This is a genomic window from Lactiplantibacillus mudanjiangensis, from assembly GCF_005405385.1.
GTDB classification, from domain to species: domain Bacteria; phylum Bacillota; class Bacilli; order Lactobacillales; family Lactobacillaceae; genus Lactiplantibacillus; species Lactiplantibacillus mudanjiangensis.
This window is the reverse complement of record NZ_BJDY01000007.1, coordinates 268,279-292,393: the sequence shown is the minus strand read 5'-3', so window position 1 is coordinate 292,393 and position 24,115 is coordinate 268,279. Positions and strand designations below refer to the sequence as shown.

Genomic DNA, 24,115 nt, shown 5'->3' with positions numbered 1-24,115 from the left:
ATCGCAATGAAACGATTAGCATGGTGGTTAGCTGGCATACTCGTCATCGTTGGGAGTTGTGTGGGCATTCATGAGTTGACGAGTTATACCGTGCAATCAGCCCAGCACGCCACGATTACCGTTGGCTCAATGGGTTCAGATTATGATATCTGGCAACATATCGCTAAGAGTCAAGATGCCAAAGCAATGGGATTGACGATTAAAGTCAAACAAATTACGGATGGGGTTCAGCTCAATAAAGCGACGGCCGATGGCGATGTAGATGTCAACGCATTTGAGTCATGGTCATATTATGAAACGTACAATCGACAAAATCCGAAGGAAAAGTTAGCCGCTTTAGGGACGACTTATCTAGAACCGATGGGCCTTTATTCGAAAAAGGTAACTAGTGTCGAGGCAATTCCTGATGGCGCTACGATTGCGATTGCGGATAATCCGTCACAAGCATCGCGCGGGTTACTGTTATTGCAAAAGGCTGGGCTAATCAAGTTGTCGGCAAATTTTGGCGCGTTGGGTTCACTTAAAGATATTAAGCGTAATCCGCGGCACCTGAAGTTTAAGCAAATTGATGATACTACTGGTCCGCGGATCATTAAGAACGTGGATGCGGTGTTGATTTCTAATACAGTGGCCTTAGAAGGTCACCTGCATGTTTTGCGTGATTCGATCTATCACGAAAGCTTCAACAAAAGTACGAAAGCCAACGTTAATATTTTAGCGACGGCAGCTAAGAATAAGCACCGAGCAAGCTATTTGAAGTTAGTTAAGTTATACCATAAGGCTGATATTCAGAAATATATTAAACAAAAATATTATGGTACGAAAATTAACGTGAATAAACCGTTATCGTATTTTAATGATTAAGTTGCAAAAAATGGCCAACGAATCCCCTTAAAAATTTTTTCGTTGACCAGTTTTTAGTTAATTGACTTAAGCAACTGATTCTAGCAATAAGGCCATCAAATGCTTAAGCTGTTGTTGCTCATCTGGACGTAAAGTCGCAGCAAGTTGATCTTCAGTATCATCGACCAAACCACGCAACTTGTCAGCATGATCCACGAGAAAGGCAATTCCAGCGGGTGTAAGGACAAGGGCGATCTGACGCTGATCTTGCGCCATTGGCTGGGTCTCAATGAAGTGCAATTTGACGAGGCTTTGGATGAGTCCACGCATGGTGGGATGGCTCAGCTGGAAGGTACGTTCTAATTGTTTTTGGGTGATGGTGGCGGCTGGAAACTGAGCCAGTTGTACCAAAATAGCAATTTGATTACCAATTAATGGAATCTCGAGTTCCTTCAGACCAGTACTTAATTGTCGTTGCACGATACCGGCGAGTTGCTTCAGTTGCTGTGCCAAATGAGTAACCTCAAAATTATTTTCCATGGCTAAAACTCCTTTTTGCTATGAACAGTATGCGTTATTAATTGTTAGAATACAACATTAAAAATAATTATATTGCGTCGGCTAGGCGATGCAATCATAAAGTGGAAAAACGCCTGTGGATAAGTAGCTTATAACTTAATAATTTTAGACTGGCTGATAATCATTCTTTTGTATCGAGATAAAAAAATAGGAGTGTGTAAGGATGAAAAAATGGCAACGTGGGTTAGGGATGGCAGTATTAGGTGCCGTATTGGCAGTGACATTATCGGCCTGTGGCACTTCGACTAAAAGTAGTACGAATACTAGTTTGGATTTACAAACATCGGGTACGTTAACGATTGGCTTGGAAGGCACTTTCCAACCGTATAGTTATCGTAAAGCTGGCAAATTAACCGGTTTTGAAGTTGATCTAGGTAAAGCAGTAGCGAAAAAACTGGGATTGAAGGCCAAGTTTGTGCCAACTAAGTTTGATTCCTTGATTGCCGGGCTGGATGTGGACAAATATGATGTTGTGATTAATGATATCGCCGAAACCAGCCAACGACAAAAGAAATACTTATTTTCAACACCATATATTTACTCTAAAGCGCAATTAGCGGTGAAGAAAAGTTCAAGTATTAGTAAGATTACTGATATTAAAGGCAAAAAAGTCGCACAAACAACCACTAGTAATAACGCAACCGATGCGCAACGATTAGGGGCGACGGTGACCCCAACGGATGGGTTCCAACAATCGATTGATTTGGTCAACCAAGGTCGCGTTGCCGGAACGATTAATTCTCGTGAAGCGTTCTATGCTTACTTCAAACAAAATAAGACCGCCAAGATTAAGCTAATTGATGCCGGTACTGAGATTAAGACGCAAAAAATTGGGGCAATCTTCAATAAGAAGCACGCTAAATTGCAAAAGCAAGTTTCAAAAGCAATTCAAGCCCTCCGCAAAGATGGCACACTGACTAAGTTATCGAAGAAATACTTTGGTGGGGATGTGACGAAAAAATAGTTAAGTTAGTTAGGCACCCTCCCAAAGTGAACGACTTTAGGATGGCCTGGTGACGTGCTAGACTAGTGATAGCTAAAGGTTGTAGGAGGTTAGCTGTCATGAAAAGTAAGGTGATGGTCAATGTTAAAGTTGATCGTCCTAAAGGGTACCGAAATGAGTTAGGAACGGTGTATCCGATTAATTATGGCTTAGTGACCACTGTCCTAGGCGGAGACGGTGAGCCGCAAGACGCTTACGTCATTTCAAAGACGGTGACCAAACCACTGACCAGCTTTTATGGTCGTTTGGTGGCAATTATTCACCGGCATGATGACGTTGAGATGAAATGGGTAGTGACGGCGGTTGATGAGCAGTTATCCTATCATGAAATTCTGACACAGACTCATTTTTTAGAACAATATTTTGATTCAGAAATTGAATTGTTAAATTGAAGCGGCAACCTAATAACGGTTTTTAAGTGAGTGATCACTTAAAAACCGTTATTTTGCATTTTCATATACAGGTCTTCATAAAATAGGTAAAGTTAGGCTACTAGTACAACAATCAAGGGGGACGTCACATGGTTCCACATTATTACGGTAATCGGCGTCGTTGTAAGCGCTTAAACAATCGGTATACTAAAGTTACAAAGTTAAACCAAAAAGAGGTGATTGAATGGCGAATTTAAATGAGCGACAACTTAATTTAGTTCAACAATTGTTGAGTGTTCGGCAAACAACCGCTAGTCAGTTGGCAACCCAACTAATGGTGTCGACCAAGACGATTTATCATGACTTGCAAGTGATCGAACCGGTATTAGCGGAACACTTCATCACGATTAAACGGCAGCCACGAATTGGGATCACATTAGTCGGTGATTTGGAGGAGCCACAACGATTATTGCGAGAGTTACAACAACAAACGGCTATTCCAGATAATGATCACGATCGGGTCACTTATATTTTGACACAGCTGTTAAAGACAAGTGACTTCATTACCGTTGGCGACTTAGCGACTCAATTATTTATTGGTGCCAAAACCATTGAACGAAACTTACAACAGTTAGAACGACAACTAGCTGCACAACAGATGACCCTCGATCATCATCCGAAACGGGGCATTCGCTTGCTTGCCAGTGAACAACAAAAACGACAATTGTTGTTTCGACTATTAAGTACATTTTGGGGTGAGCACTGGCGGGTTGAATCAGGGCAAAAACAGAATGTCGTGAGTTACCAAGAATTAGCCAATAATACCTTGTTACCAGCGGCGTTGGTTAAGCAATTGATCGCCATTGTTAATCAATTTGTCGCCCAGCGGGAGCTAACTATTTCTGATTATGCGTTTCAATCATTAGTCATTCATTTGGCAATTGCGATTCAGCGGGTCCGCGATGGTAATCCGATTAAGGTGACCCATCCGGCTAAACCACAAATCGGTCAACAACAATTAACTAACGCCACACGGTTAGCTAAGCGGTTGGATCAAACGTTTAACGTGCAGTTACCAGTTGAAGAAGTGAGCTATATCCAAATTCATTTAATTGCCGCTACGGCTGGTGGGGTGCATTTAGAGATTGATCCACAAGCAACGCCGGCATTTAGTGAGTTACCGACACTTTTGAAAGACTTTGGCTATGATCAGGAATTGTTAGTCGGCTTGACGGTGCATTTGGAATCGGCCATTAAACGACTCAAAGTCAATGCGACCATCAGTAATCCGTTTATGGCAAGCATCAAGCAGAATTATACGCAGGCTTTTGATGAAGGGTTAAATCTAGCGAGATACTATGAACAACATGAACAGATTCAGATGAATGATGATGAAGTCGCATACTTAGCCTTACATTTAGAGGCTTTCTTGGAGCGACAGCGGTTGGTCTCGGATCGCCTTAATGTGGTCATTGTTTGTAGTACTGGTTTAGGCTCTGCGCAATTGTTGGCCGCCAAAGTTCGAAAACAGTTTCCGCAGTTAAAAATTGTTGGGGTGTGGTCGATACAAGATTTACAGCAGCACAAGCTAACGCAGGTTGATTTAATTATTAGCACGATTCAACTTCAAGTCGCGACGATTCCGACGGTGATTGTTTCACCATTGTTAGAAAGCAATGAAGTGCAATTTGTCCAACAAGCGATTCGTCAATCAACGCATCAAACTCATCCAGTTAAACGAAAGATTTTAAGCATGTTGTCACCCAATCTGGTATTTGCGAAACGCACGCTAACAAGTTGGCAGGCAGTTATTAATTTGTTAGGTCAACAATTAGTAGATCAACGATTAGCTAAGCCTGGCATCGTTGCTAGCGCCTTGAAGCGAGAAAGCTTGTCTTACACGAGTTTTGGTAATTATGCCGTTCCTCATGCCGAACCTGACTTGATTGCGCAACCAAGGATTGTTGTTTGCACGTTGGCCAAGCCGATTCAATGGGGCGAGCAACAAGTGAGTATCATCTTTTTCTTAGCGATGACCAAGCATTTGACCCAAGCCGAAATCGATGAGATTTTTGATGACTTTTACGAGCTGGTCAGCAATCCACATCGCTTAGAAATATTAATAAATAGTGAATCGGATCAAGACTTATATAACCAATTGATAGGAGTAATTGAGAAATGACAGTAGCAGCGATTGTTCAACCAAATTTAGTGAAATTTAATGTTGTCGGTCAAGATCGACAAGCCATTATTAAGCAATTAGCAACACTTTATTTGCAAGAAGGGGTAATTGGCGATGTCGATGAATACATCGCCGCAGTTAATGAACGTGAGCAAGAAGGCACGACTGGTGTAGGCGGGGGTATTGCCATTCCACATGGTAAAGCCGATACCGTCACTCGTTCGGCTGTGGCCATTGCGAAGTTGGCCCAGCCAGTGGAATGGCAAGCGTTAGATGATCAACCAGTTGAATACGTCTTTTTGTTAGCGATTCCAAATGACGGCGACAATGAACACTTGAAATTATTATCAGAACTTGCCGGCACGTTGATGGATGATGATGTTCGTGCCAAGTTACAAGCCGCAACGTCTAGTCAAGATTTAGAACAAATATTTGAAAAGTGAGGAAAAGATTATGAGTCGAAAATTAATTGCAGTAACCGCATGTGCCACTGGTGTTGCCCATACGTACATGGCTGAAAAAGCCTTGATTCAACAAGCTAAAAAAATGGGGGTTTTAATCAAAGTTGAAACCCAAGGTGCCACGGGAATTGGTAACCGATTGAATGCGAAAGATTGTCAGATTGGTGAAGCCGTTATTTTTGCTACCGATACTAAAGTCCGGGATTCTGATCGTTTTGAAGGTAAAAAAATCTTACAAGTTAACGTTAGTGATCCAATTAAGAATGCACAAAAAGTCATCGAAGATGCATTAGCCTTAGCTGATCAAAATTAAGAGGAGGGTGTCACATGAACTGGAAGAAGTTAGGTAAAGAGCTTGAACAGCATGTCATGACGGGGATTTCATACATGATTCCGATTGTGATTGCCGGCGCCGTTTTGATGGCGATTAGCCGGGTCGGCGCGTCATTTTATGGCATTAATAATATCTGGGATGCCCAGTGGGCCAAGAGTGCCAATGCTGTTATTCAATTTTTGCATACCGATGACGGTTGGGGTGGGACTGCGCTTGGTTTAATGTTCCCAATTATTTCAGCCTATATTGCTTATTCTGTCGCTGATAAAGGTGGGATTGCCCCTGGGATTATTGGTGGAACCTTAGTTGCTAGCATGAATGCGGGCTTCTTAGGTGCGTTGGCATCTGGCTTGATTGCTGGTTATACCGTTAAGTTCTTAGTCGCCCATATTCATTTACCAGAAGCTGCAAAATCAGTTTTACCAGTCTTTATTGTGCCGGTCGTCGGTTCATTTATCACGCTATTTTTGATTCAATATGTCATTGGTGTGCCGTTCGCTGGGATTAACACTGGATTAGCCGCTTGGTTAAAAGGTATGACTGGGACGAACCGCGTCTTATTAGCGGCCATTATTGGTGGTATGGTTGGCTTTGACTTAGGTGGCCCAGTTAATAAAGCCGCCGTTACAACTGCGATGGCGTTATTAACCAGTGGGGTTTATGATCCAAACACTGCCGCGCAAGTCGCCATTATTATTCCACCGTTAGGCTTAGGATTAGCGACGATGATCAATAAACGGAAATTCTCACCTGAATTACAAGAAGCTGGGAATGCGTCATTAGTCATGGGCTTGATCGGTGTTAGTGAAGGTGCAATTCCGTTTGCAATTGAATCACCACTTAAAGTCATTCCTGCCAATATGATTGGTTCGGCATTAGGTAGTGCGATTGCGGTTGGCTTGGGTGCCGTTAACCGCGCCCCAATCTCTGGATTTTATGGCTGGTTCGCCGTTGAAAAATGGTGGATTTACATTTTTGCCATTTTAGTTGGGACTTTAACGGTCACTGCATTGACATTGCTCTTTAGAAAAAATGTGACGGTAACAACTGAAGAAACGGCAACAACGACGGAAGATGCCGATGCAACTTATTTTTCTGAAGATCAGTGGGAGAACTAAGTGATGACAACGGAAAAAACAAAAGTCTATTTGGTTAATCATACCCACTGGGATCGAGAATGGTATTTTTCTAGTCAAGACTCGATAATCTTAAGTGATTTGTTATTTACCAATGCGATTAAAGAATTACAACAACATCCAGAAGCGAGTTTTACATTAGATGGTCAGTTGTCGATCTTGGATAATTACGTCACGATTCATCCAGAGATGCGCATGACGATTCAACAATTAGTTGCGAATAAACAGCTACAGATTGGCCCCTGGTACACCCAGCCGGACGCCTTACATTTGCAAGGCGAATCCTTGTTACGTAACGGGATGCTTGGTCAGTTGTCGGCGATGAAGTATGGGCAGCGATTGCCAGTGGGTTATTTGCCAGATACGTTTGGCTTCAATAGTCAATTGCCAGTGGTGCTTAACGAACTTGGTTTACACAGCTTTGTTTTCTGGCGTGGTATCGATCCTAAAAAGACGCACGGCTTTTACTTCAAATGGCATAGTTTAGGTGGTCAGCGAACGGTCACCGCGGTGAATATGCCACAAGGTTATGGTACCGGGATGTTACTGACGCCAAGTCATGACTATGTGGATCAGCGGCTTGATCCGGCAGTTGACCTCATTACGCAGATCTCACCACAATCGGCAAAGGCGGTCTTGATTCCAACCGGTAACGATCAAATGGAAATCATTCATGACTTTACGGACAAAGTCGCTAAAATCAATCAAATGGGTAAATATGAGTATGAAGTCAGTGATTATCCAGGCTTTATTGCGAAGTTGAACCCGACTGATTTGGCTGATTATACTGGTGAGTTCTTAGATCCGATTTATGCACGTGTTCACCGGACTTGTGGGTCTAGTCGAATGGACATTAAATTAGCGGCAACGAAACTAGAAGATAAATTAATTTATCAAGTGGAACCGTTGATGGTAATTGGACAACGCTGCGGGATCGACTTGAGTAGCGGTGACTTAGTCTTGGCTTGGCAAAAGTTGCTTGAAAGCCAAGCCCATGACAGCATGGCTGGCAGCATTGTGGATTCGGTCGCAGCGGATATCTTACAAAGACTCAAGTCTGGTCATGAATTAGCCGATAGTTTAATCAATACGATTGAGCGGCTGATCGCATTGAATCTAGGCTTAACGGATCAACAAGTTCTATTGCTTAATCCAGCTTTAACCACCACGGATGCTTATCAAACGGTTAAAGTGACTACTGCGAGTCCAGATGTGTATTTTAAAGACGTTGAACATGCTGTCTTACAGGATCAAACGAAAGTTGCTAGCCGTGAAAATGTGTTGTCACAAACGGCGAGTGGTGATCACTATATCACCGAACCTGCTTATTATTTAAGTACGTATCAGTTGAAGACCACATTACCACCGTTAGGCTATCGGGTGATTGATTTTGAAGCCACAGTAGCGACAACTAATCGGTTACAGCTCATTGCAACCCAAACGATTAGTAATGATCAGCTTGAAATTGCGTTTAATGATGGGTCATTAACGGCTACTTTGTTCGATGGTACCGTCTTGTCAGATTTCTTAACCTTACAAGATCAAGGCAATGCCGGGGATACGTATGACTTTTCACCTCTGGCTGGTGATCAGCCTCAAGCATTACGCTTTCAAACGGCAACGGTCAAGGCTAATCAAGATTGGCAACTCATGCAATTAACCGGGCAACTTAAGTTACCTAAGAACTTGACCGAACGAAAAAATACCCAAGCTACCGTTATGTTTAAGTATCATGTGGATTTAATCTTAACGGCTAATCACAATCTCACGGCCAAGCTGCATGTTGATAACAACATTGCGGATCATAAGCTAAGCTTAGTCGTTAATACCGGGAGTTCTGTTCCGGCAGTGGCGTCAGTACCGTTTGGCTTTTTAACCCGAGATCGTCAAGAACCAGAGCAATGGCAAGATCGTTATGCAGAACGACCAGTCGCCATCTGGCCATTAGATCATAGTGTGAGTGTCAATGGGGCGACCCATACCATAACGGCGATGACTTCGGATGTTAAAGAGTACGAGCAACAAGGTGATCAACTATGGCTAACTTTGTTGGCGACAACGGATCAACTTGGTAAGCCTGATTTAATTAATCGTCCGGGTCGCGCTTCGGGTGATACGACCAAGCTAGGGCATCCATTCTTCCCAACGCCACAAGCAGAATTGCAACAAGCGTTTGATTATCAGGTCACGATTAGGATTGATGATCGGTTTGACGAATTAGTGATTGCACAGCAAGCCCTTCAAGTCAGTCAAACGGCATTGGCCTATCAATCACAACAGCTCAATTTGTTTATCAATCGTCTTGATAATAAGTTGCAAGATGAATTGGCGCCGAAAGCCCCATTACCAGCGACAATGAGTCTGTTTGAACTACCAGAGCATGTGGTGGCGGGTGCTTGTTATCCGGATTTCTTCGATCATGACGCCGTGATTGTACGCGTGGTCAATCCAACGAAACATGCAGTTGAGTTTGCACTGCCAACTGGTGCAAAAGTGGTCAATGCAATTGATGAAGCACAAGACTATCAGGGTACTATTGCCAGTTATGATGTGTTAACACTGAAATTTAATAAAGCAGTATTCAAGTAGGATTAAGGTGCCAGTTTGAGAATGATTCTCAGGTTGGTGCCTTTTGTTTTGATGAAAGGAAGGTAACGTGATGTTGGCAGTTGGTGCTGGTTTAGTACCCGCAGTGATTTGGGGGATTATGCCGGTCATTCTACATTATATTAAAGGCTCAGCTTTTGAACAGTTGTTGGGGACAACGCTGGGGACGCTAATTATGGCGACATTACTATTTATGTGGCAACGGCCAGTCATAGATGCCGCCACACTGGTGCTGGCGGCTTTATCAGGACTGGCGTGGAGCGTTGGTCAAGTCGGCCAGTATTGGAGTTATCAACAGTTGGGCGTGAGTAAAGCTTTTCCGATTTCCACTGGGCTACAAATTGTGGGTAACTCATTAATTGGTGGTTTAGGACTACATGAATGGGCGACTGGAGCGGCGATTGGTAAAGGGGTGATCGGGGTCGCAATCATTATCATCGGTATTTTAGTGGGAAATTTGATTCTTAAGTCAACAACTCAGGCAGCTAAGAGTCAGTTGAAAGCTTATATTGTACTGATCTTAACAACAATTGGTTATTGGGGATATTCGTTCTTCCCTAAATTGATCGTCCATGAGAATCCGGTGGCGGCTATGTTGCCACAAGCATTGGGCATGGTCATCATGGCCTTAATCTTGATCAAGCTATTACGAACTCAGCCACGGCTGAACGGTTACCGAATTAAGCTAAACACGCTGGGCGGTTTGTTATTTGGGGTGGCAGCTATGGCCTACTTAGTTTCGGTGACGTTAAATGGTATGGTTAATGCCTTTTTGTTGTCACAACTAAATATGGTGATTGCAACGCTATTAGGTGTTTATTTATTAAAAGAGCCGCGTCAAGTCAGTTGGTGGCGCCTGTATACTGGCTTAGCGTTGATTATTATTGGTGGTGGCGTGATCGTTTTGTAGCTGCCATTGTGTGACGATTTCAGACAAAGCCATTGTTAACTGTGTCGTCAGTTGTTCGGGCGTGATACTGGTTTTTGGTTGTGTAAATAACGTATTGAGTAAAATCGTAAAACCACCAATGGAATAAGTTAAGGCATAACGATAGTTAGTCGTGTTTTGAGTGGTCGATTGACGCCAGGGGACATCAATGGTTAAAAGCGACTTAATAATTGTCTCAAGATGACGAGTCATTAGTGGGACTAGCACGTCGCGTTGAGCCAGTAGTTGTAGTTCCTGATGATGCGGCCAGAGTGCGGTAATGATTTGGGCCGGGAGCTGCGCTGGTGCTAGATCGATGTGGCTAAGTCGATCATGATAAGCTTGAAGACGCTGGGTAAATAAAGTATCTAAAATGGCTTCTTTATCATGGAAATATCGATAATAGGTACGGCGAGAATAGCCGGATTCTAAGACTAATTGTTTAATCGTAATATCGGTGAACGATTCGGTTTCTAACAATCGTAATAATGCTTGAACAAAGGCTTGTTTAGATTGATTAATGAGTTGATCACGTGGCATGGCACAATTCCTCCTTTTTTGTGGCACATGGCGCCAACCTATTTATTTGAACAATCAGTCGCCATATACTGCCATTATAGACGAAAGGAGTCTTGATAATGGCATTTCAGTCATTTTGGTTGCTACCACTATTGTTTATGTGGCATGACTTTGAGGAGCTGGTCGTGGTCCCGACTTGGCTAAAAAATCATGATCCACACATTGGTCGTCGGACTTTGTTTGGTGGTGTTGCGCGGGCGGATATTTTAGCCGTGGGTATTTGGGAAGAGTTCTGGTTGCTGCTTTTAATTGTGGCAGGGGCTTATTGGTGGCACTTGCCGGTATTGGTCATGGCGGCTAGTTTTCCGTATTTAGGGCATCTAGTTTTGCATCTGGTTTTTGTGGTCATTAAGCACAGCTATGTGCCAGGCGTGGTGACGGCGGTGATTGAATTGCCGTTGATGAGCTGGTATGTGATGAAGTTGAGTGAGTCATTATCACTAAATTGGGTCGCTTGGTTAGCTATGATTGTTAGTGGCTTTGGCTTCTTTGGTGGCAATTTGGTCTTGATTCATTGGGGAATGCCGCGATTGAAATTGATCATGTAAAAAAATACCGAGTATGTTTCAGCTGCTGAAATGTGGCTGAAGCATACTCGGTATTTTAAACTGAAGGCGTGATTGAAGCACAGTTGTGGCGATTAAAAGCTTTTTGATGAGATTAGATTAAACGATCAAACCGCTTGATGGCCAAGTATTCCACAAAAGCCCCTAACCCAATGACTAAAGTAAAAATTAGCAAGACTCGGTCCAAACTAATAAGTAATTGTTGTGGTGCGAAGAGCGACCAAGTCATGACTAGTGCCACGATGATAATCAAACTTTCGTAATAACGTTTGACCAAGCGATTAGCGCGTAACCGAATCTGCTGCCAACGTTCATCGTTGTGATAACGGCGCTGCAAGACATCAGTTTGCCACAACGCATAGAAATATAATCCCATTACTAAAATAATAGCAATTAGAATACTCGTTTGATTAATCATAAGGACCCCTCCAAGTAGAAGATTTGTTCAATTGGTTGATCAAAAAGTTTGGCGATCTTAAAAGTGAGTTCAAGCGACGGTAGGTACTTATATTTTTCAATTGAAATGACCGCTTGACGTGAAATCTGCAGACGGTCAGCCAATTCGGCTTGCGTCCAATTCCGTTCGGCACGTAAAACTTTGAGACGATTCTTTATCAAGGTAACACCATCTTTACAAAATGTCATGTTTTGTTTACATCAATATTATAGCAAAATAGTCGCTAAATTGATAGCGTTTTTCTAGAAAATAATTGATTCAAAATCTTGTTAAATCAGCGTTGCCAAATGATTTTGACAGCGCCTTTTGAGTGATGTTGGTTGATTTAAGCAAGCATAACGTCGGCGAGTTTGCAATAATGTGATTGGAGGGGATGCCCAATGAACTTGAATAAACAGATCAAAGCTTATCGGACACAATTAGCGCTATCACAGGCAGACTTAGCTGCCAAAGTTTACGTGACCCGACAGACCGTTTCTAATTGGGAAACCGGGCGGAGTTATCACGATGTGGAAAACCTGTTATTATTAGCAACCTTATTTGACGTGACGTTGGATGAATTAGTCACTGGGGATTTAGACGAGATGCAACGGGTCATTGACGGTCATCGCCATCTTGACTGGAGCTATGCGGTATTCGCCATCATCGGGATATTTCCGATTTTGCTCGCTGCTAGTTTAGTGTTCTTACCTGTGAGTGTCGCCATCGGCTTGTCTGGTGTTATTGCGGTGTTATTGTTTATTGCTGACTGGCAACTGCGACGACTGACAGCGCAATATCACGTTAAAACGTATCAAGAGATTCTGGCGTTTATGACTGATAAAAGATCGCGTGATCCTTATGTTCAAACGCAAACGAAGCAATGGGGAGATAAAGGCTGGCTGATAATCAGCTTGGCTGTAGTTTGGTTTGTCGGTCTGTTGTTTATCAGCATCGGATTCTTTAAGTAATTTTGAAATGAAAATGGTTGTAAAAAGGCTGGGTGTCTGGCATCGATGACAATAGCTGACGTGATAAGTCTCAGCCCTGATATTCAGCTAGCGTAGCTTGGTTTAGTGGGCGATGTCAAACAGTCGTGAGTAGCCGAATCAGTGTATTTGGCGTATGGTAATTGATGAGGTGAGCGCATGATTGACTTTAGTAGTAAGCATCATATTTTAATTCAGAATAGTGAAACGGCTATTTTGCGGCCAATGGATTATCCTTTTTTTGAATCTAAACTCATTGCAACTGGTGTTTGGCAAATTTTGAGTGATGGTGATTTATCTTATCTAGTGGAAGGTAATCAAGAAGCAATTGTGATTGATTCAGGTTATGGTGCTGGTGATTTGCGGAGCTTTTGTGAGCAATTAACGCTACGGCCAGTTCGACGAATTTTAAATACACATGATCATTTTGATCATACAGCAAACAATAGTTATTTTGATGTGGCTTTGATGTCAGCTAAGACGGCCCCATTAGCAACATTGCCGTTTCCGAGCTTTGCAGGAATTGATTTCCCACGTGATTATCCCAAACAAATTATTGCGGCCGGTGATGTGATTGAACTTGGTCAGCGACAATTGAACGTTTATGCGTTACCAGATCATGCGGTTGGAAGTTTGGCATTTTTAGATCAACAATCACGAATTTTGTTTTGTGGCGATGAAATTACGCCACTGGGGAAAATCATTAACGGTTCTGTGAGCGTCGTACGACAACAATTCAAACGATTGATGGCAGTGCGTGATCAGTTTGATTGGTTATGCAGCGGGCCACAAGCGATGTTGCCAGCGACTATGTTGGATGTTATCTATCAAGATCTAATTGATATTGTCGATCATGATGCGGGAACGTCGTTTACCGAATTCCCGTTAACTTTTCCCCCGCATCAGATTCGGACGGATGTTGCCCAGACTGTTTATTTACGGCAAGAAGCCCGGCCAGAAGATCGTCAGCTATCGATGAAAAGTGAAGATGATACCGATCAGCGCGTAATTGTGCATGATGGTTTTATGACGATGTACCATGCAGATCAACGATAAAGCGCGCTTGACCGTAGTTTGATTTATCCGTCTGTTATTTATCAGCCTCGGATTCTTTAAGCAGTTTTGAAACCTTTCGTGCCGAAAACTTAATGAAGTTGGTTATAATAGGAAACGTTCTGAATTTTCGGCTCATCCAACTGGACTAAGAAAGTAGGCGCAACATGTTTCAAGATATTCAACCGCATCACTTACAAAATCAAAATGATCAACAACGGCCACCTCGTGCTGGGGACTATGTGTTAATTGGCCGGCAAGGCGCAGTTGTATTAACCGCAGCTAGTGAGTTACCCACTTATGAGATGACCCAAACCGACTGGTCATTTACGGCCGATCAGTATGTTTACTTGTTAGCTGTTGATAAAACGGCTTTTTATTGGGTGGATGTGGATGCCCAAGCGCAAGCGACCGATGCTTATCAAGTTGGCGCAACCAGAGATTTCCGTCGCATGACGCCCAGCTGGTTAGCGTTCAGTAGCGCAACAGCCGCCCACCTTGCTTGGTGGTATGATACGAACCGTTTTTGTGGGCATTGTGGACAACCATTACGCCGCGGGACGACTGAACGTTCGTTGGTGTGTGATGCTTGCGGACAGACGAGTTATCCAACGATCATGCCGGCGATTATTGTTGGTGTGACTCATGGGGATAAGTTGTTATTAACAAAGTTCTTGGCAGGATACAATCACTATTCACTTATCTCAGGCTATACCGAGATTGGGGAAAGCTTTGAAGATACCGTGCGCCGGGAAGTCTTTGAAGAAGTTGGCCTGCAAGTGCATAACCTGAAATACTTTGGTAGCCAGCCGTGGGCGCCATCCCATTCCTTATTGGCAGGATACTTTGCTGAATTGGATAAGGATATCGCCATTGATCTAGAAACCGATGAATTGGCGAAAGCCCAATGGTTCCATCGTGATGACTTACCACATAATGCTGAAGATGGCACCATGAGTTTGACTTGGACAATGATTGAAGCCTTCCGTCACAGCAAAAACTAATAAACTGAATTAGAGTTAACGCACTGCGTTAGCTCTTTTTTTATGAGCGCAAATGATTGACAGCGGTAAATAGTTTGCTTGAATATCGTGTCTGCTAATCTTATAATGAAGATGTTATGAAATGGTAATGACTAAACTAACAAATAGAACCTTTAACTATCAAGCAATACAGCTGGTAATTGATTGGTTGGTTCGATAGTTAAGGTGATTATCCATATAATTTAAATCCTAAGTCATAATTAGGAATAAGCGTTAGATACTTAGTAACAGGATTCTAGGCAAGCTAACACGGAACTGTCCGGATAGGTTCTTAGAAAATAGTGCAGCATGAATTCAGTTAAATAATTAACTAATATTAATCAACTATTTAGTTGAAAGATTAATAAACATAGTAAATTTCTTGTCATCAATCATTTTCACTGGGAGTTAAAAAGGGTAGCTTAGTGTGAAGTTGATCGGCAGCGCACGCAGACTGATAGAGGGGTGTACAAAATTGAGACAAAAAGTGAGTAACTATGATACCAAGGAACATTTAATTTTATATAAGGGGCACACGGGTTGGAAAGTAAAGACCCGTCTTTTTGGAACCTTAATGGTCACGCTTTCAGCATTGACGTTAATGGAAAGCGCAGCAGTCCTACAAGCGAAGGCCGATACGACTAATTCGACCCCAACGGTTGAGACAACGTCACAAACTGCTGGGAGCAGTGCGGCTACTTCGACTGAAACTAAATCAGTACAATCGGCCTCTTCGGCAGCCGGTTCATCAGCAAGTAGTGCGAGCCAGGCCGCAACCTCTGCAGATAGTAGCAAGCAACAATCATCGGCAGCATCAACGAGCAATGCGAGTGCAGCACCTTCCGCAACGAGTCAAGCCAGTTCATCGGCTGCTACTTCTACAGCCAAATCAGCTGCTACTTCGGCAGAAACTTCTGCTGCGTCATCTGAGGCTGGGTCCGCTGATAGTACTACTAGTAAACCCCTGAGTCGGGCTAGTTTAGTTAAAATGGCAAGTGTTGAAGCTGTTAGTGCCGATACGACAAGTACCACGGATACGACATCATCTACTGATAGTACTGCGACTACGACAACAACTTATCCAGTATTAAAGGATAATGTTAGTATTGGGGCCGATTCGACAGAAGTAAACTTAACGGCGGATCAAATCGCCGATCATTTTACGGCAACTGTTGAAAACCGTGATGGTGGCGATGCCGATGCAAATACGGCTAAAAATATTACGACAACGACCATCGGTTCAGATGGATCGGTTTCATTAACAAGTAATTCTTCACATACGGTTTATGACGCTAATGGTAATGCCAGCACAGTCACTGGGCACCAAGCGGCACATGTTTCTTTCGAGCATGAAATTGATTTCAGTCACAACTTTTCAATGACTGGTGCGATTGGGATTGGGAGTAAGTCTTCTGGTGGTGCTGATAGTGTTGGATTCATCTTTGCACCTGGCGATCCTTCCAAGGCAACTGAAGGTGGATCTGGTGGTTTATTAGGCTTAGGTGGCTTGGATAATGCTTTCGGGTTCGTCTACGATGAATATTACAACTCAAACTATAATGATCCAAGCAGTAGCCCATACATCGGTTGGCGGACGACTGATTCAAGTGGTAATTTGCAAGCTGTTTCAAGCAAAAATGAATGGGGTAAGGCAAGCACTGTTGGATTAACACGTAGTTCAAGCCCTGTGAATACTTTTACAATGGATTACGACGCAACTTCAAAAATGTTGACCGTGGTTCTGGGGTCAAGTACCTTTACTCGAGTGATTAGTGATACGAGTACCGGTTATTCAGTTTCAGTGTCAGCCTCAACTGGTGGGAGTTGGAATGATTATTCTGCCAAAATTGAGTCATTTAGTTATACGCCAAAAACAACTGACATTTCAGTTAATTTAGTGGATGCGACCGATGATGATGCGTTGTTAAACAATACCGATGTGACGGCGATTGCTAATATTGGGGATACAATTTCGGTGTTTTCAACACAAGCTGCTGCCGATCGAGCAGTTGCGGCTGGACTGGTTGATGCAAGCTTAGTTTCTGTTTTGCCAACGGATTCGGCTGGTAACGTTTATGTTATTGATAGTTCTCAAGCTGCAACTAGTGGTCATGGTGAAGCCCACACAATTACTGGTGAAGATGGCGTTGCTGATGCAACTTACTATACCTATACGGTGACTGACGGGACTACTCAATCAATGATTGTACCGGTTAAGTTGGCCTTTACCGCTACGGTAACGGCGGTTGATTCATCGGGCAAGGCGATTGCTGGTATTGATCCAATTACGGTTACAACTGTGGCAGGGGAGCAAGCCGTTGTCCAATTTCCTGGTTATACGGCGACGAAAGTTGTTTTAAATGCACCGACTACTGGACAAGCGGTCGCAAACGATACAGTCACTATTAATCAAGGAAACACGGCGACTGATAATAATACAACAACAACGGATACGTCTGATCCGCTTGCCCATTACTACACTAATACTGGGACAACTGTTGATGGTCAAAAAGTAACAACTACTGGTTCTGCTGGGACTGGCCAATCAATTACAAAGAATTTAAATGGAGATTCATATGTTGATGCCAATGGTAATGCCGTAACAAGTGGTGGTGAAACTGTCAGCAATACGACTTATTACTGGTCAGAAGTCGGAAATGCGAGCGCAACAGATTCAACAGATGAGTCAGCGCCACAAACTACGAAAAGTGTTTTAGTTCCAACTAAGTCCACTTTAGATTATTGGATTTACCCAAGCGACTGCTAACCAAACACAGGCCGATGATTATAGCACGCAAGCAACAGATTTATATAACAGCTTTATCAAAATCGAAGGATTAACGCAGGCTCAAATAGATGCGGCAACTAAGACTTTCAATACCATCAAGGACACTTATCAAAGCGTTTCAGATAGTAATGCAGCAGCGAAAGCGGACTTTGAAAAAGGCGAAGTAGATGGTACAGCTGATGCTGATATTTATCAAGCTGGTCAAGACGGTTATGCCGCGCTACAAAAAGCGCAAGATTTATTAGTCGGATTTAAGGCTGATTTGGATGACTTATCAACCACAAATAAGGATGCACAGGATGTTTTAGCAACTTTAGACACGACGACGGCTGTTTATGGTCAGGACTTGCCATTACCAAATGTTGAATTTGGGTCTGGTTTTGGGACTTTGACTGCGGCACAAATCGCGGGTATGCAACAAGCCGGCTATTTTGTGTATTACAGTGGTTCTGATTCTACAACGTCAGTGACACCAAAGAATGTCGGGACTTACATTGTAAAAATGACTGATGCCGGTCGAGCCTATTTGAAGACCTTGAATGCTGATGCTGGCTTGTTCGTGGCTAGTACCTTAACGATTACGCCAGCAGATGTGGCGCCAACTGTTAATGCCACAACTGCAACTTATGGTGGGACTAACAGTGATGGTACGGCGCTTACGTTAAGCGGCAAATTAGGCACGGCGGCAGCTGACCATACACTCGCTTCCACTGATTTTGAAATTATTGATAATACAACTGGTAAGGTGGTAACTGCAAAGCAATTACAAGCTGGTGGTGATTACACCATCCAATATACGGCAGCTGCACAGGATGCTTTAACCAAAGATACTAATTATACTTTTACCTCATTTGGAACAGCTAAATTAACGGTAGTACCAAAAGCGATTACTGTTACGGCCAATAACCATGCCAAAACCTATGGGACTACTGATGATCCAACTTTGGATTTAGCTAATAGTTCAACTAATGGGTTGGTTAATGGAGATAGTTTGGATGATCTAGGTGTCAAATTAGTACGTGCTAGTGGTGAAACTGCTGGTACTTACGCGATTAGCATCGATCCAACAGCTACTTTAAATTCGAATTATACGGTGTCACTGGATACAAGTGCCAACGAAGGCGTCTTTACGATTGCGCCACGGGCCATTACGGTTCAGATTTCAGATATCCAAAAGACGTATGGTGATGCCGATCCAACTAATAATATTACCTTAGCAACTGGTAGTAGTTCGTTAGTTGGCTCAGATACGCTAGCTGGTTTAGGCATGACATATACACGTGATACTGGTGAAAATGTCGAAACTTATACGATTACAGGGAGTGGTCATAACGCTAACTATTCAGTTACCGTTAATTCAGGGACTTTAACAATCAATCCACGAGAAGTGACGGTTAAAGCTGCTGATACTGGCAAGACTTATGGTACTGCTACTGATCCAACTTTAACATTGGTTGATCCATCATCCGTTTTAGTCAATGGTGATAAAGAAGCTGACTTAGATGTCACGTTGAGTCGAGCAACTGGCGAAAATGCTGGTGACTACGATATTACCGGGAGTAGTTCTAGCAAGAATTACACGGTAACAGTTGAAAAAGGCACTTTTACAATCAAAAAGTTAGCGGTCACAGTTACTGCGGCTAACAAGGAAATAACGTATGGTGATGCTGATGAAACTTTGACATTAGTCGATCCAAGCGGTGTTTTGGTTAAGGGTGATGATGAATCTGCATTAGGCGTGACCTTGAGTCGCACGGGTGATAAAAATGCTGGTAGTTATGTCATTTCTGGGACTGGTGCTGACAATACTAATTATGACGTGACTGTTGTTGATGGTGCTTATACGATTGATAAAAAGGCCGTTACCGTTGTAGCAGCTGATACTGGTAAAATTTATGGCGATACCGATCCTGCTTTATCGTTGAAAGATCCAACCAGTGTTTTAGTTACTGGCGATGATGAATCTGATTTGGGTGTCACCTTGAGTCGAGTAACTGGTGAAAATGTTGCTGACTATGCGATTACTGGTACAAGCAATAGTGCTAATTACAATGTGACGGTTACTGATGGTAAGTTCACCATTAGCAAACGTAACGTCACGGTTATCGCAGCCGATAATGGTAAAACGTATGGCGAAGCTGATCCAACCTTGGCCTTAGAAGATCCAACAAGTGTCTTAGTCAATGGTGACAAGGAAGAGGCATTAGCGGTTACCTTGAGTCGAGTGACTGGTGAAGATGTGAATACGTATGCAATCACTGGTAAGAGTACGAGTGCAAATTACAATGTTACGGTTACACCCGGTACGTTTAAGATTAGTCAGCGTGCAATTACAGTAACGGCTGATAGTTACACTAAGACGTATGGTTCAGCTGATCCGGAATTAAATTGGAAATTAACAGCTGGTTCATTGGCTGATAGTGATACTTTAGCTAGTCTAAAGATTAGCACGAGTCGTGATACGGGTAATGATGCTGGCGATTATACGATTAATGCTAGTGCTAATAATGCGAATTATGATATTACCTTTGTGGCTGGCAAGTTAACGATTAATCCGCTAGCAGTAACCGTCAAAGCTTCAGATATCACTAGTACGTATGGTGATGCTGAAAAAACATTGACGTTAGATGATCCAAGCGCGGTTTTGGCTAATGGTGATAAAGAAGCTGATTTAGACGTTTCATTAACGCGTGAACCTGGTACAGGTGCTGGAAAGTATACCATTACTGGTACGAGTACCAGCAAAAATTACATCGTAACAGTCACTGATGGAACTTACACGATTGATAAACGCAAAGTGAGTGTGACAGTGGCCGATAAAACTAAGACTTATGGTGATACAGACCCAGCGCTAACATTAGTTGATTCAACGTCAATGTTAGTTAACGGTGACAAAGCTACAGATTTAGGGGTGACATTATCACGTACCGGTGATGAAAATGTTGGCAATTATGTCATTAGTGGTACCAGTAATAGTGCTAATTATGATGTGACTGTAAATAACGGTAAGTTTGATATCACTAAACGAGCCGTTACCGTCAAAGCAGTTGATAATGGCAAGACATATGGCGGTACTGAACCAACTTTAACGCTGGATGATCCGGCAAGTGTGTTAGTTAATGGTGATACAGACCCTATTGCAGTATTAGCAATCACTTTGAAACGTGAAACAGGTGAAAATGTTGGCGAGTATGCGATTACTGGTAGCAGTGAAAGCAAGAACTATGCAGTCACGGTTACGCCAGCTAAGTTTACAATTAGTCAACAAGCCATTACGTTAACCGCTGATAGTTCTGAAATAACGTATGGTGACACAGAGCCAGCCTTGACTTGGAAAATAACGTCCGGTGCATTGACCAACGGTGATACTTTAGCAAAATTAAATGTTAAGACCAGTCGCGATTCGGGTGATGGTGCTGGAAAATACACGATTAAGTTAAGTGCCGATAATGCTAATTATAATTTCACGTTTGTGACGGGTAATTTAACGATTGATAAACGCGCAATCACGGTTAAGGCGAGTGATTTTAGTAAAACCTATGGTGATGCTGACCAGAAGCTAACAATCGAGACACCAACTTTGGTTGGTACCGATACGGAAGCAGCGTTAGGAATTAAATTGTCACGTAAGGCCGACGAAAATGTTGGTTCATATCAGATTAGTGGTACTGGTACGAGTGATAATTATTTGGTAACAGTTACTAATGGGACCTATACGATTAACAAACGCCAAGTTACGGTGACTGCTGATAGTTTGACGAAAGATTATGGTGATGCTGATCCAGCGTTAACTTTAACAATTCCAAAGGGTACCTTGGTTAACAACGAGGTTGTACATGATACTGATGCCTCTGCACTTGACGTGACATTAAGTAGAACAGATAAGAACGAGAATGTTGGTACGTATACGATTACAGGGACTAGCGATAGCCAAAACTATGCTGTGACAGTGACACCAGGAACATTAACCATTGGTCAACGGACGATTCATGTTCAAGCGACTGACGAGGATAAGACTTATGGTGATGCTGATCCAGCATTAGATTGGACAATCGAGCCAAATTCAGATCCTAATAAGCCAGCCTTAGCTAGTTGGGATACGAAAGACAGCTTAGGTGTTACTTTAGTTCGTGATACAGGTGACGGTACTGGTGAATCAGCTAATGCCTACACCATTCATCTTGGTGCTGATAAAGCTAGCTTAAATTCAAATTACAAGATTATTGTTGATCCTGGGACGTTTACAATTCATAAACGTGCGGCCACAATCACCCTTGATTCATTGACGAAGACTTATGGTGAGGACGATCCAGCCTTAACTTGGCAATTGACGAGTGGTGACTTACCAGCTGGCAAGACCTTGGCTGATCTTGGTATCGTGTTAACACGAGTCGCTGGAAATGACGTTGGCACTTATGCCATTACAGTTAAATCTTCTAATTCAGACTATGATTTAACCGTTGTCGGTCATGATTTAACGATCACGCCACGTCACATTACGGTACAAACAGATACACAAACCAAAGTTTACGGTGATGCTGATCCTGCGTTGACCATTGCAGCGATTACTGATTCAACCGCTTTAGGTTATCAAGACACGGCGGCTGATTTGAAACTTAGCTTGTCACGGGTAACCGGTGAAAATGTCGGCACGTACAAAATTACCGGTGTCAGTGGTAATAAGAACTATGACGTTACCGTAACGCCAGCCGACTTCAACATCACTAAACGAGTAGTTACCGTTCAAGCAGCTGATCAAACGAAGACGTATGGTGAGAGCGATCAAGCCTTGATTTTAGTTGATCCAACCGTCTTAAAGAATGGCGATGATGTCTCTGCTTTAGGTGTCACGCTAACCCGTCAAAGTGGTGAAAATGCTGGGACTTATGAAATTGATGGGACAGCCAATAGTGCCAATTATGTTGTGGCTATTTTACCAGCGACCTTGACGATTGAAAGAGCTGATGCGGCTGCTGGGGTTAAAGATGTATCGACCACTTATGGTGACGTGCCAAGCTTTACCGAAGAACTCAGTGCCGGTAACTTTGCTGGCTTGATGCAAACGGACTTTGAAATCTACAACTTGCAAGATCAACTTGTTTCCGCTAATAACTTATCTGCTGGTCAGTATACGGTTCGCTTGTCGAGAGCTGGTTTAGCACGTTTGATGGCCGTTAACGCCAACTACGATTACTCAGCGCTCAGTGGTCAGTTAAGTGTTGCTAAACGTAAGCTAACGGTGCAACTTGGTGATCAAGAGATGTTTGCTGGTGAATCGACGCCAGAAACGTCAGCAACGATTACAGATGGTACGTTGCCAGCTGGTGAAACGTTGAGTGACCTTGGATTAACTGTTGACCAACCGAACACGAAGACAGTTGGGGATTATGATTTAGCAGCGATTGTGAATAATCCGAACTACGATGTGGATGTTATTCCAGGTGAGTTAAAAGTGCTTGGTAAGACGGTGGATAGTGACGGCAATACCACGATTACTGAAAAAGATAAGAGTGGTCAGGTCGTTAATATTACCAAAGAATGGTCCGATCATAGTGAAACCACGTATACGTATGATCCAACAACTTCGAAGGTTACGGTAACTGAAATTGTTGATGGCAAGGTCGTTTCAAAGCAAACGGCAAATGCTTCGATTGGCAACATTATCTTAAAGGATGGCGATGGTGCAGCAACTGTGATTGACATTACCAATGTTGGTGGTGAACCAAAGATTGCGCATTACGAAGCTGACCCAGATCATGATGGTGTCCCAAGTGATATTGAATTGGAACACGGTACGAATCCATTGGTTGCGGATAATAATAACGATGGTCAGGCTGGTTCGAATCAGTCCGACCCGACAATAACAACGCCAACTTCGACGGCGCCAGTACCGACTTCAACCGCAGTATCACAACCAACCGTGGTACCTTTAGTTAAGGTAGACCATGATCGAGAAAGCACGATTAAGTCTGGTTCAACGACAACGACCTCGACTAGTCAAGCGCAAGCAGCCACAACTAGCTTGCGTGCCGCAGCTAAAGCAACGACGAAGTCACAAGCAACGCAATTACCACAAACCAACGAACAATCAACGAGCTTTTTAGCAGCATTGGGGCTCTTGTTATCAAGTTTCACGTTAGCCTTCTTCCGGAAACGGCACTAGGTGATAGGTGAAATAGAAATTTGAAAACTGTTACTGGTTAATCAGAATCTGATTAGCCGGTAGCAGTTTTTTGTT

The 24,115-nt window shown here is 42.9% G+C and carries 19 protein-coding genes; 15 read left to right on the top strand and 4 right to left on the bottom strand.

Translation table 11 applies throughout. The annotated features are described in order from the left end of the window. Window positions 1-6 precede the first annotated feature (6 nt). Window positions 7-864 carry a MetQ/NlpA family ABC transporter substrate-binding protein gene (locus FFM84_RS14670; RefSeq protein ID WP_130846190.1) on the top strand — a complete coding sequence of 286 codons (858 nt, stop codon included), beginning with the start codon at window positions 7-9 and terminating at the stop codon, window positions 862-864. A gap of 66 nt (window positions 865-930) precedes the next feature. Here FFM84_RS14670 and FFM84_RS14665 read toward each other — a convergent pair whose 3' ends face one another. Continuing rightward, window positions 931-1,383 (bottom strand): MarR family winged helix-turn-helix transcriptional regulator, encoded by a 453-nt coding sequence (locus FFM84_RS14665; RefSeq protein ID WP_130846189.1) that lies wholly within the window; start codon window positions 1,381-1,383, stop codon window positions 931-933. Window positions 1,384-1,585: 202 nt separating this feature from the next. Here FFM84_RS14665 and FFM84_RS14660 point away from each other — a divergent pair, with 202 nt between their 5' ends. The 8 genes from FFM84_RS14660 (at window position 1,586) to FFM84_RS14625 (ending at window position 10,426) form a co-directional block, all read left to right on the top strand. Next, window positions 1,586-2,386 carry a transporter substrate-binding domain-containing protein gene (locus FFM84_RS14660; RefSeq protein WP_130846188.1) on the top strand — a complete coding sequence of 267 codons (801 nt, stop codon included), beginning with the start codon at window positions 1,586-1,588 and terminating at the stop codon, window positions 2,384-2,386. Window positions 2,387-2,484: 98 nt separating this feature from the next. Further along, entirely contained in the window at window positions 2,485-2,817 is a 333-nt protein-coding gene (locus FFM84_RS14655; protein ID WP_165444408.1) for an inorganic diphosphatase, read from the top strand. A 223-nt stretch (window positions 2,818-3,040) separates the two neighbouring features. Further along, window positions 3,041-4,978 carry a BglG family transcription antiterminator gene (locus FFM84_RS14650; protein WP_130846187.1) on the top strand — a complete coding sequence of 646 codons (1,938 nt, stop codon included), beginning with the start codon at window positions 3,041-3,043 and terminating at the stop codon, window positions 4,976-4,978. Continuing rightward, complete coding sequence (locus FFM84_RS14645) at window positions 4,975-5,421, top strand: PTS sugar transporter subunit IIA (protein WP_130846186.1); 447 nt, start codon at window positions 4,975-4,977, stop codon at window positions 5,419-5,421. The genes FFM84_RS14650 and FFM84_RS14645 overlap by 4 nt, the downstream gene beginning before the upstream one ends. A gap of 10 nt (window positions 5,422-5,431) precedes the next feature. Then, window positions 5,432-5,752, top strand: a complete 321-nt coding sequence (locus FFM84_RS14640; RefSeq protein WP_130846185.1) for a PTS fructose transporter subunit IIB — start codon at window positions 5,432-5,434, stop codon at window positions 5,750-5,752. A 14-nt stretch (window positions 5,753-5,766) separates the two neighbouring features. Further along, window positions 5,767-6,891 (top strand): PTS fructose transporter subunit IIC, encoded by a 1,125-nt coding sequence (locus FFM84_RS14635; protein ID WP_130846184.1) that lies wholly within the window; start codon window positions 5,767-5,769, stop codon window positions 6,889-6,891. A gap of 3 nt (window positions 6,892-6,894) precedes the next feature. Further along, window positions 6,895-9,498, top strand: a complete 2,604-nt coding sequence (locus FFM84_RS14630; RefSeq protein WP_130846183.1) for a glycoside hydrolase family 38 N-terminal domain-containing protein — start codon at window positions 6,895-6,897, stop codon at window positions 9,496-9,498. Between the two features lie 70 nt (window positions 9,499-9,568). After that, window positions 9,569-10,426: a GRP family sugar transporter gene (locus FFM84_RS14625; RefSeq protein WP_130846182.1), complete on the top strand. Its 858-nt coding sequence runs from the start codon at window positions 9,569-9,571 to the stop codon at window positions 10,424-10,426. Here FFM84_RS14625 and FFM84_RS14620 read toward each other — a convergent pair. After that, window positions 10,385-10,984: a TetR/AcrR family transcriptional regulator gene (locus FFM84_RS14620; RefSeq protein WP_165444407.1), complete on the bottom strand. Its 600-nt coding sequence runs from the start codon at window positions 10,982-10,984 to the stop codon at window positions 10,385-10,387. The genes FFM84_RS14625 and FFM84_RS14620 overlap by 42 nt on opposite strands. Before the next feature lie 98 nt (window positions 10,985-11,082). Between FFM84_RS14620 and FFM84_RS14615 the strand changes: the two genes are divergently transcribed. Beyond that, window positions 11,083-11,571, top strand: a complete 489-nt coding sequence (locus tag FFM84_RS14615; RefSeq protein ID WP_225425335.1) for an HXXEE domain-containing protein — start codon at window positions 11,083-11,085, stop codon at window positions 11,569-11,571. Between the two features lie 112 nt (window positions 11,572-11,683). On the opposite strand, the gene FFM84_RS14610 is transcribed toward FFM84_RS14615, so the two are convergent. Together FFM84_RS14610 and FFM84_RS14605 are read right to left on the bottom strand one after the other, a co-directional pair. Beyond that, a complete protein-coding gene (locus tag FFM84_RS14610) occupies window positions 11,684-12,007 on the bottom strand; it encodes a hypothetical protein (protein ID WP_130846181.1) in 324 nt (107 codons plus the stop codon). Continuing rightward, window positions 12,004-12,207 carry a helix-turn-helix transcriptional regulator gene (locus FFM84_RS14605; protein ID WP_130846215.1) on the bottom strand — a complete coding sequence of 68 codons (204 nt, stop codon included), beginning with the start codon at window positions 12,205-12,207 and terminating at the stop codon, window positions 12,004-12,006. The genes FFM84_RS14610 and FFM84_RS14605 overlap by 4 nt, the downstream gene beginning before the upstream one ends. Window positions 12,208-12,426: 219 nt before the next feature. On the opposite strand from FFM84_RS14605, the gene FFM84_RS14600 reads away from it, so the two are divergent. The 5 genes from FFM84_RS14600 to FFM84_RS14580 all read left to right on the top strand — a co-directional run bounded on the left by FFM84_RS14600 (window position 12,427) and on the right by FFM84_RS14580 (window position 24,040). After that, complete coding sequence (locus tag FFM84_RS14600; protein WP_130846180.1) at window positions 12,427-12,996, top strand: helix-turn-helix transcriptional regulator; 570 nt, start codon at window positions 12,427-12,429, stop codon at window positions 12,994-12,996. 177 nt (window positions 12,997-13,173) lie between these two features. Continuing rightward, window positions 13,174-14,070 carry an MBL fold metallo-hydrolase gene (locus FFM84_RS14595; protein WP_130846179.1) on the top strand — a complete coding sequence of 299 codons (897 nt, stop codon included), beginning with the start codon at window positions 13,174-13,176 and terminating at the stop codon, window positions 14,068-14,070. Window positions 14,071-14,234: 164 nt separating this feature from the next. After that, on the top strand, window positions 14,235-15,071 hold the full coding sequence (gene nudC / locus FFM84_RS14590; protein ID WP_130846178.1) for an NAD(+) diphosphatase: 837 nt from the start codon (window positions 14,235-14,237) through the stop codon (window positions 15,069-15,071). A gap of 493 nt (window positions 15,072-15,564) precedes the next feature. Further along, window positions 15,565-17,856, top strand: coding sequence for a lectin-like domain-containing protein (locus tag FFM84_RS14585; RefSeq protein WP_130846177.1), 2,292 nt, complete (start codon window positions 15,565-15,567; stop codon window positions 17,854-17,856). A 283-nt stretch (window positions 17,857-18,139) separates the two neighbouring features. Beyond that, window positions 18,140-24,040: a beta strand repeat-containing protein gene (locus tag FFM84_RS14580; protein WP_130846176.1), complete on the top strand. Its 5,901-nt coding sequence runs from the start codon at window positions 18,140-18,142 to the stop codon at window positions 24,038-24,040. Window positions 24,041-24,115: the final 75 nt, after the last annotated feature.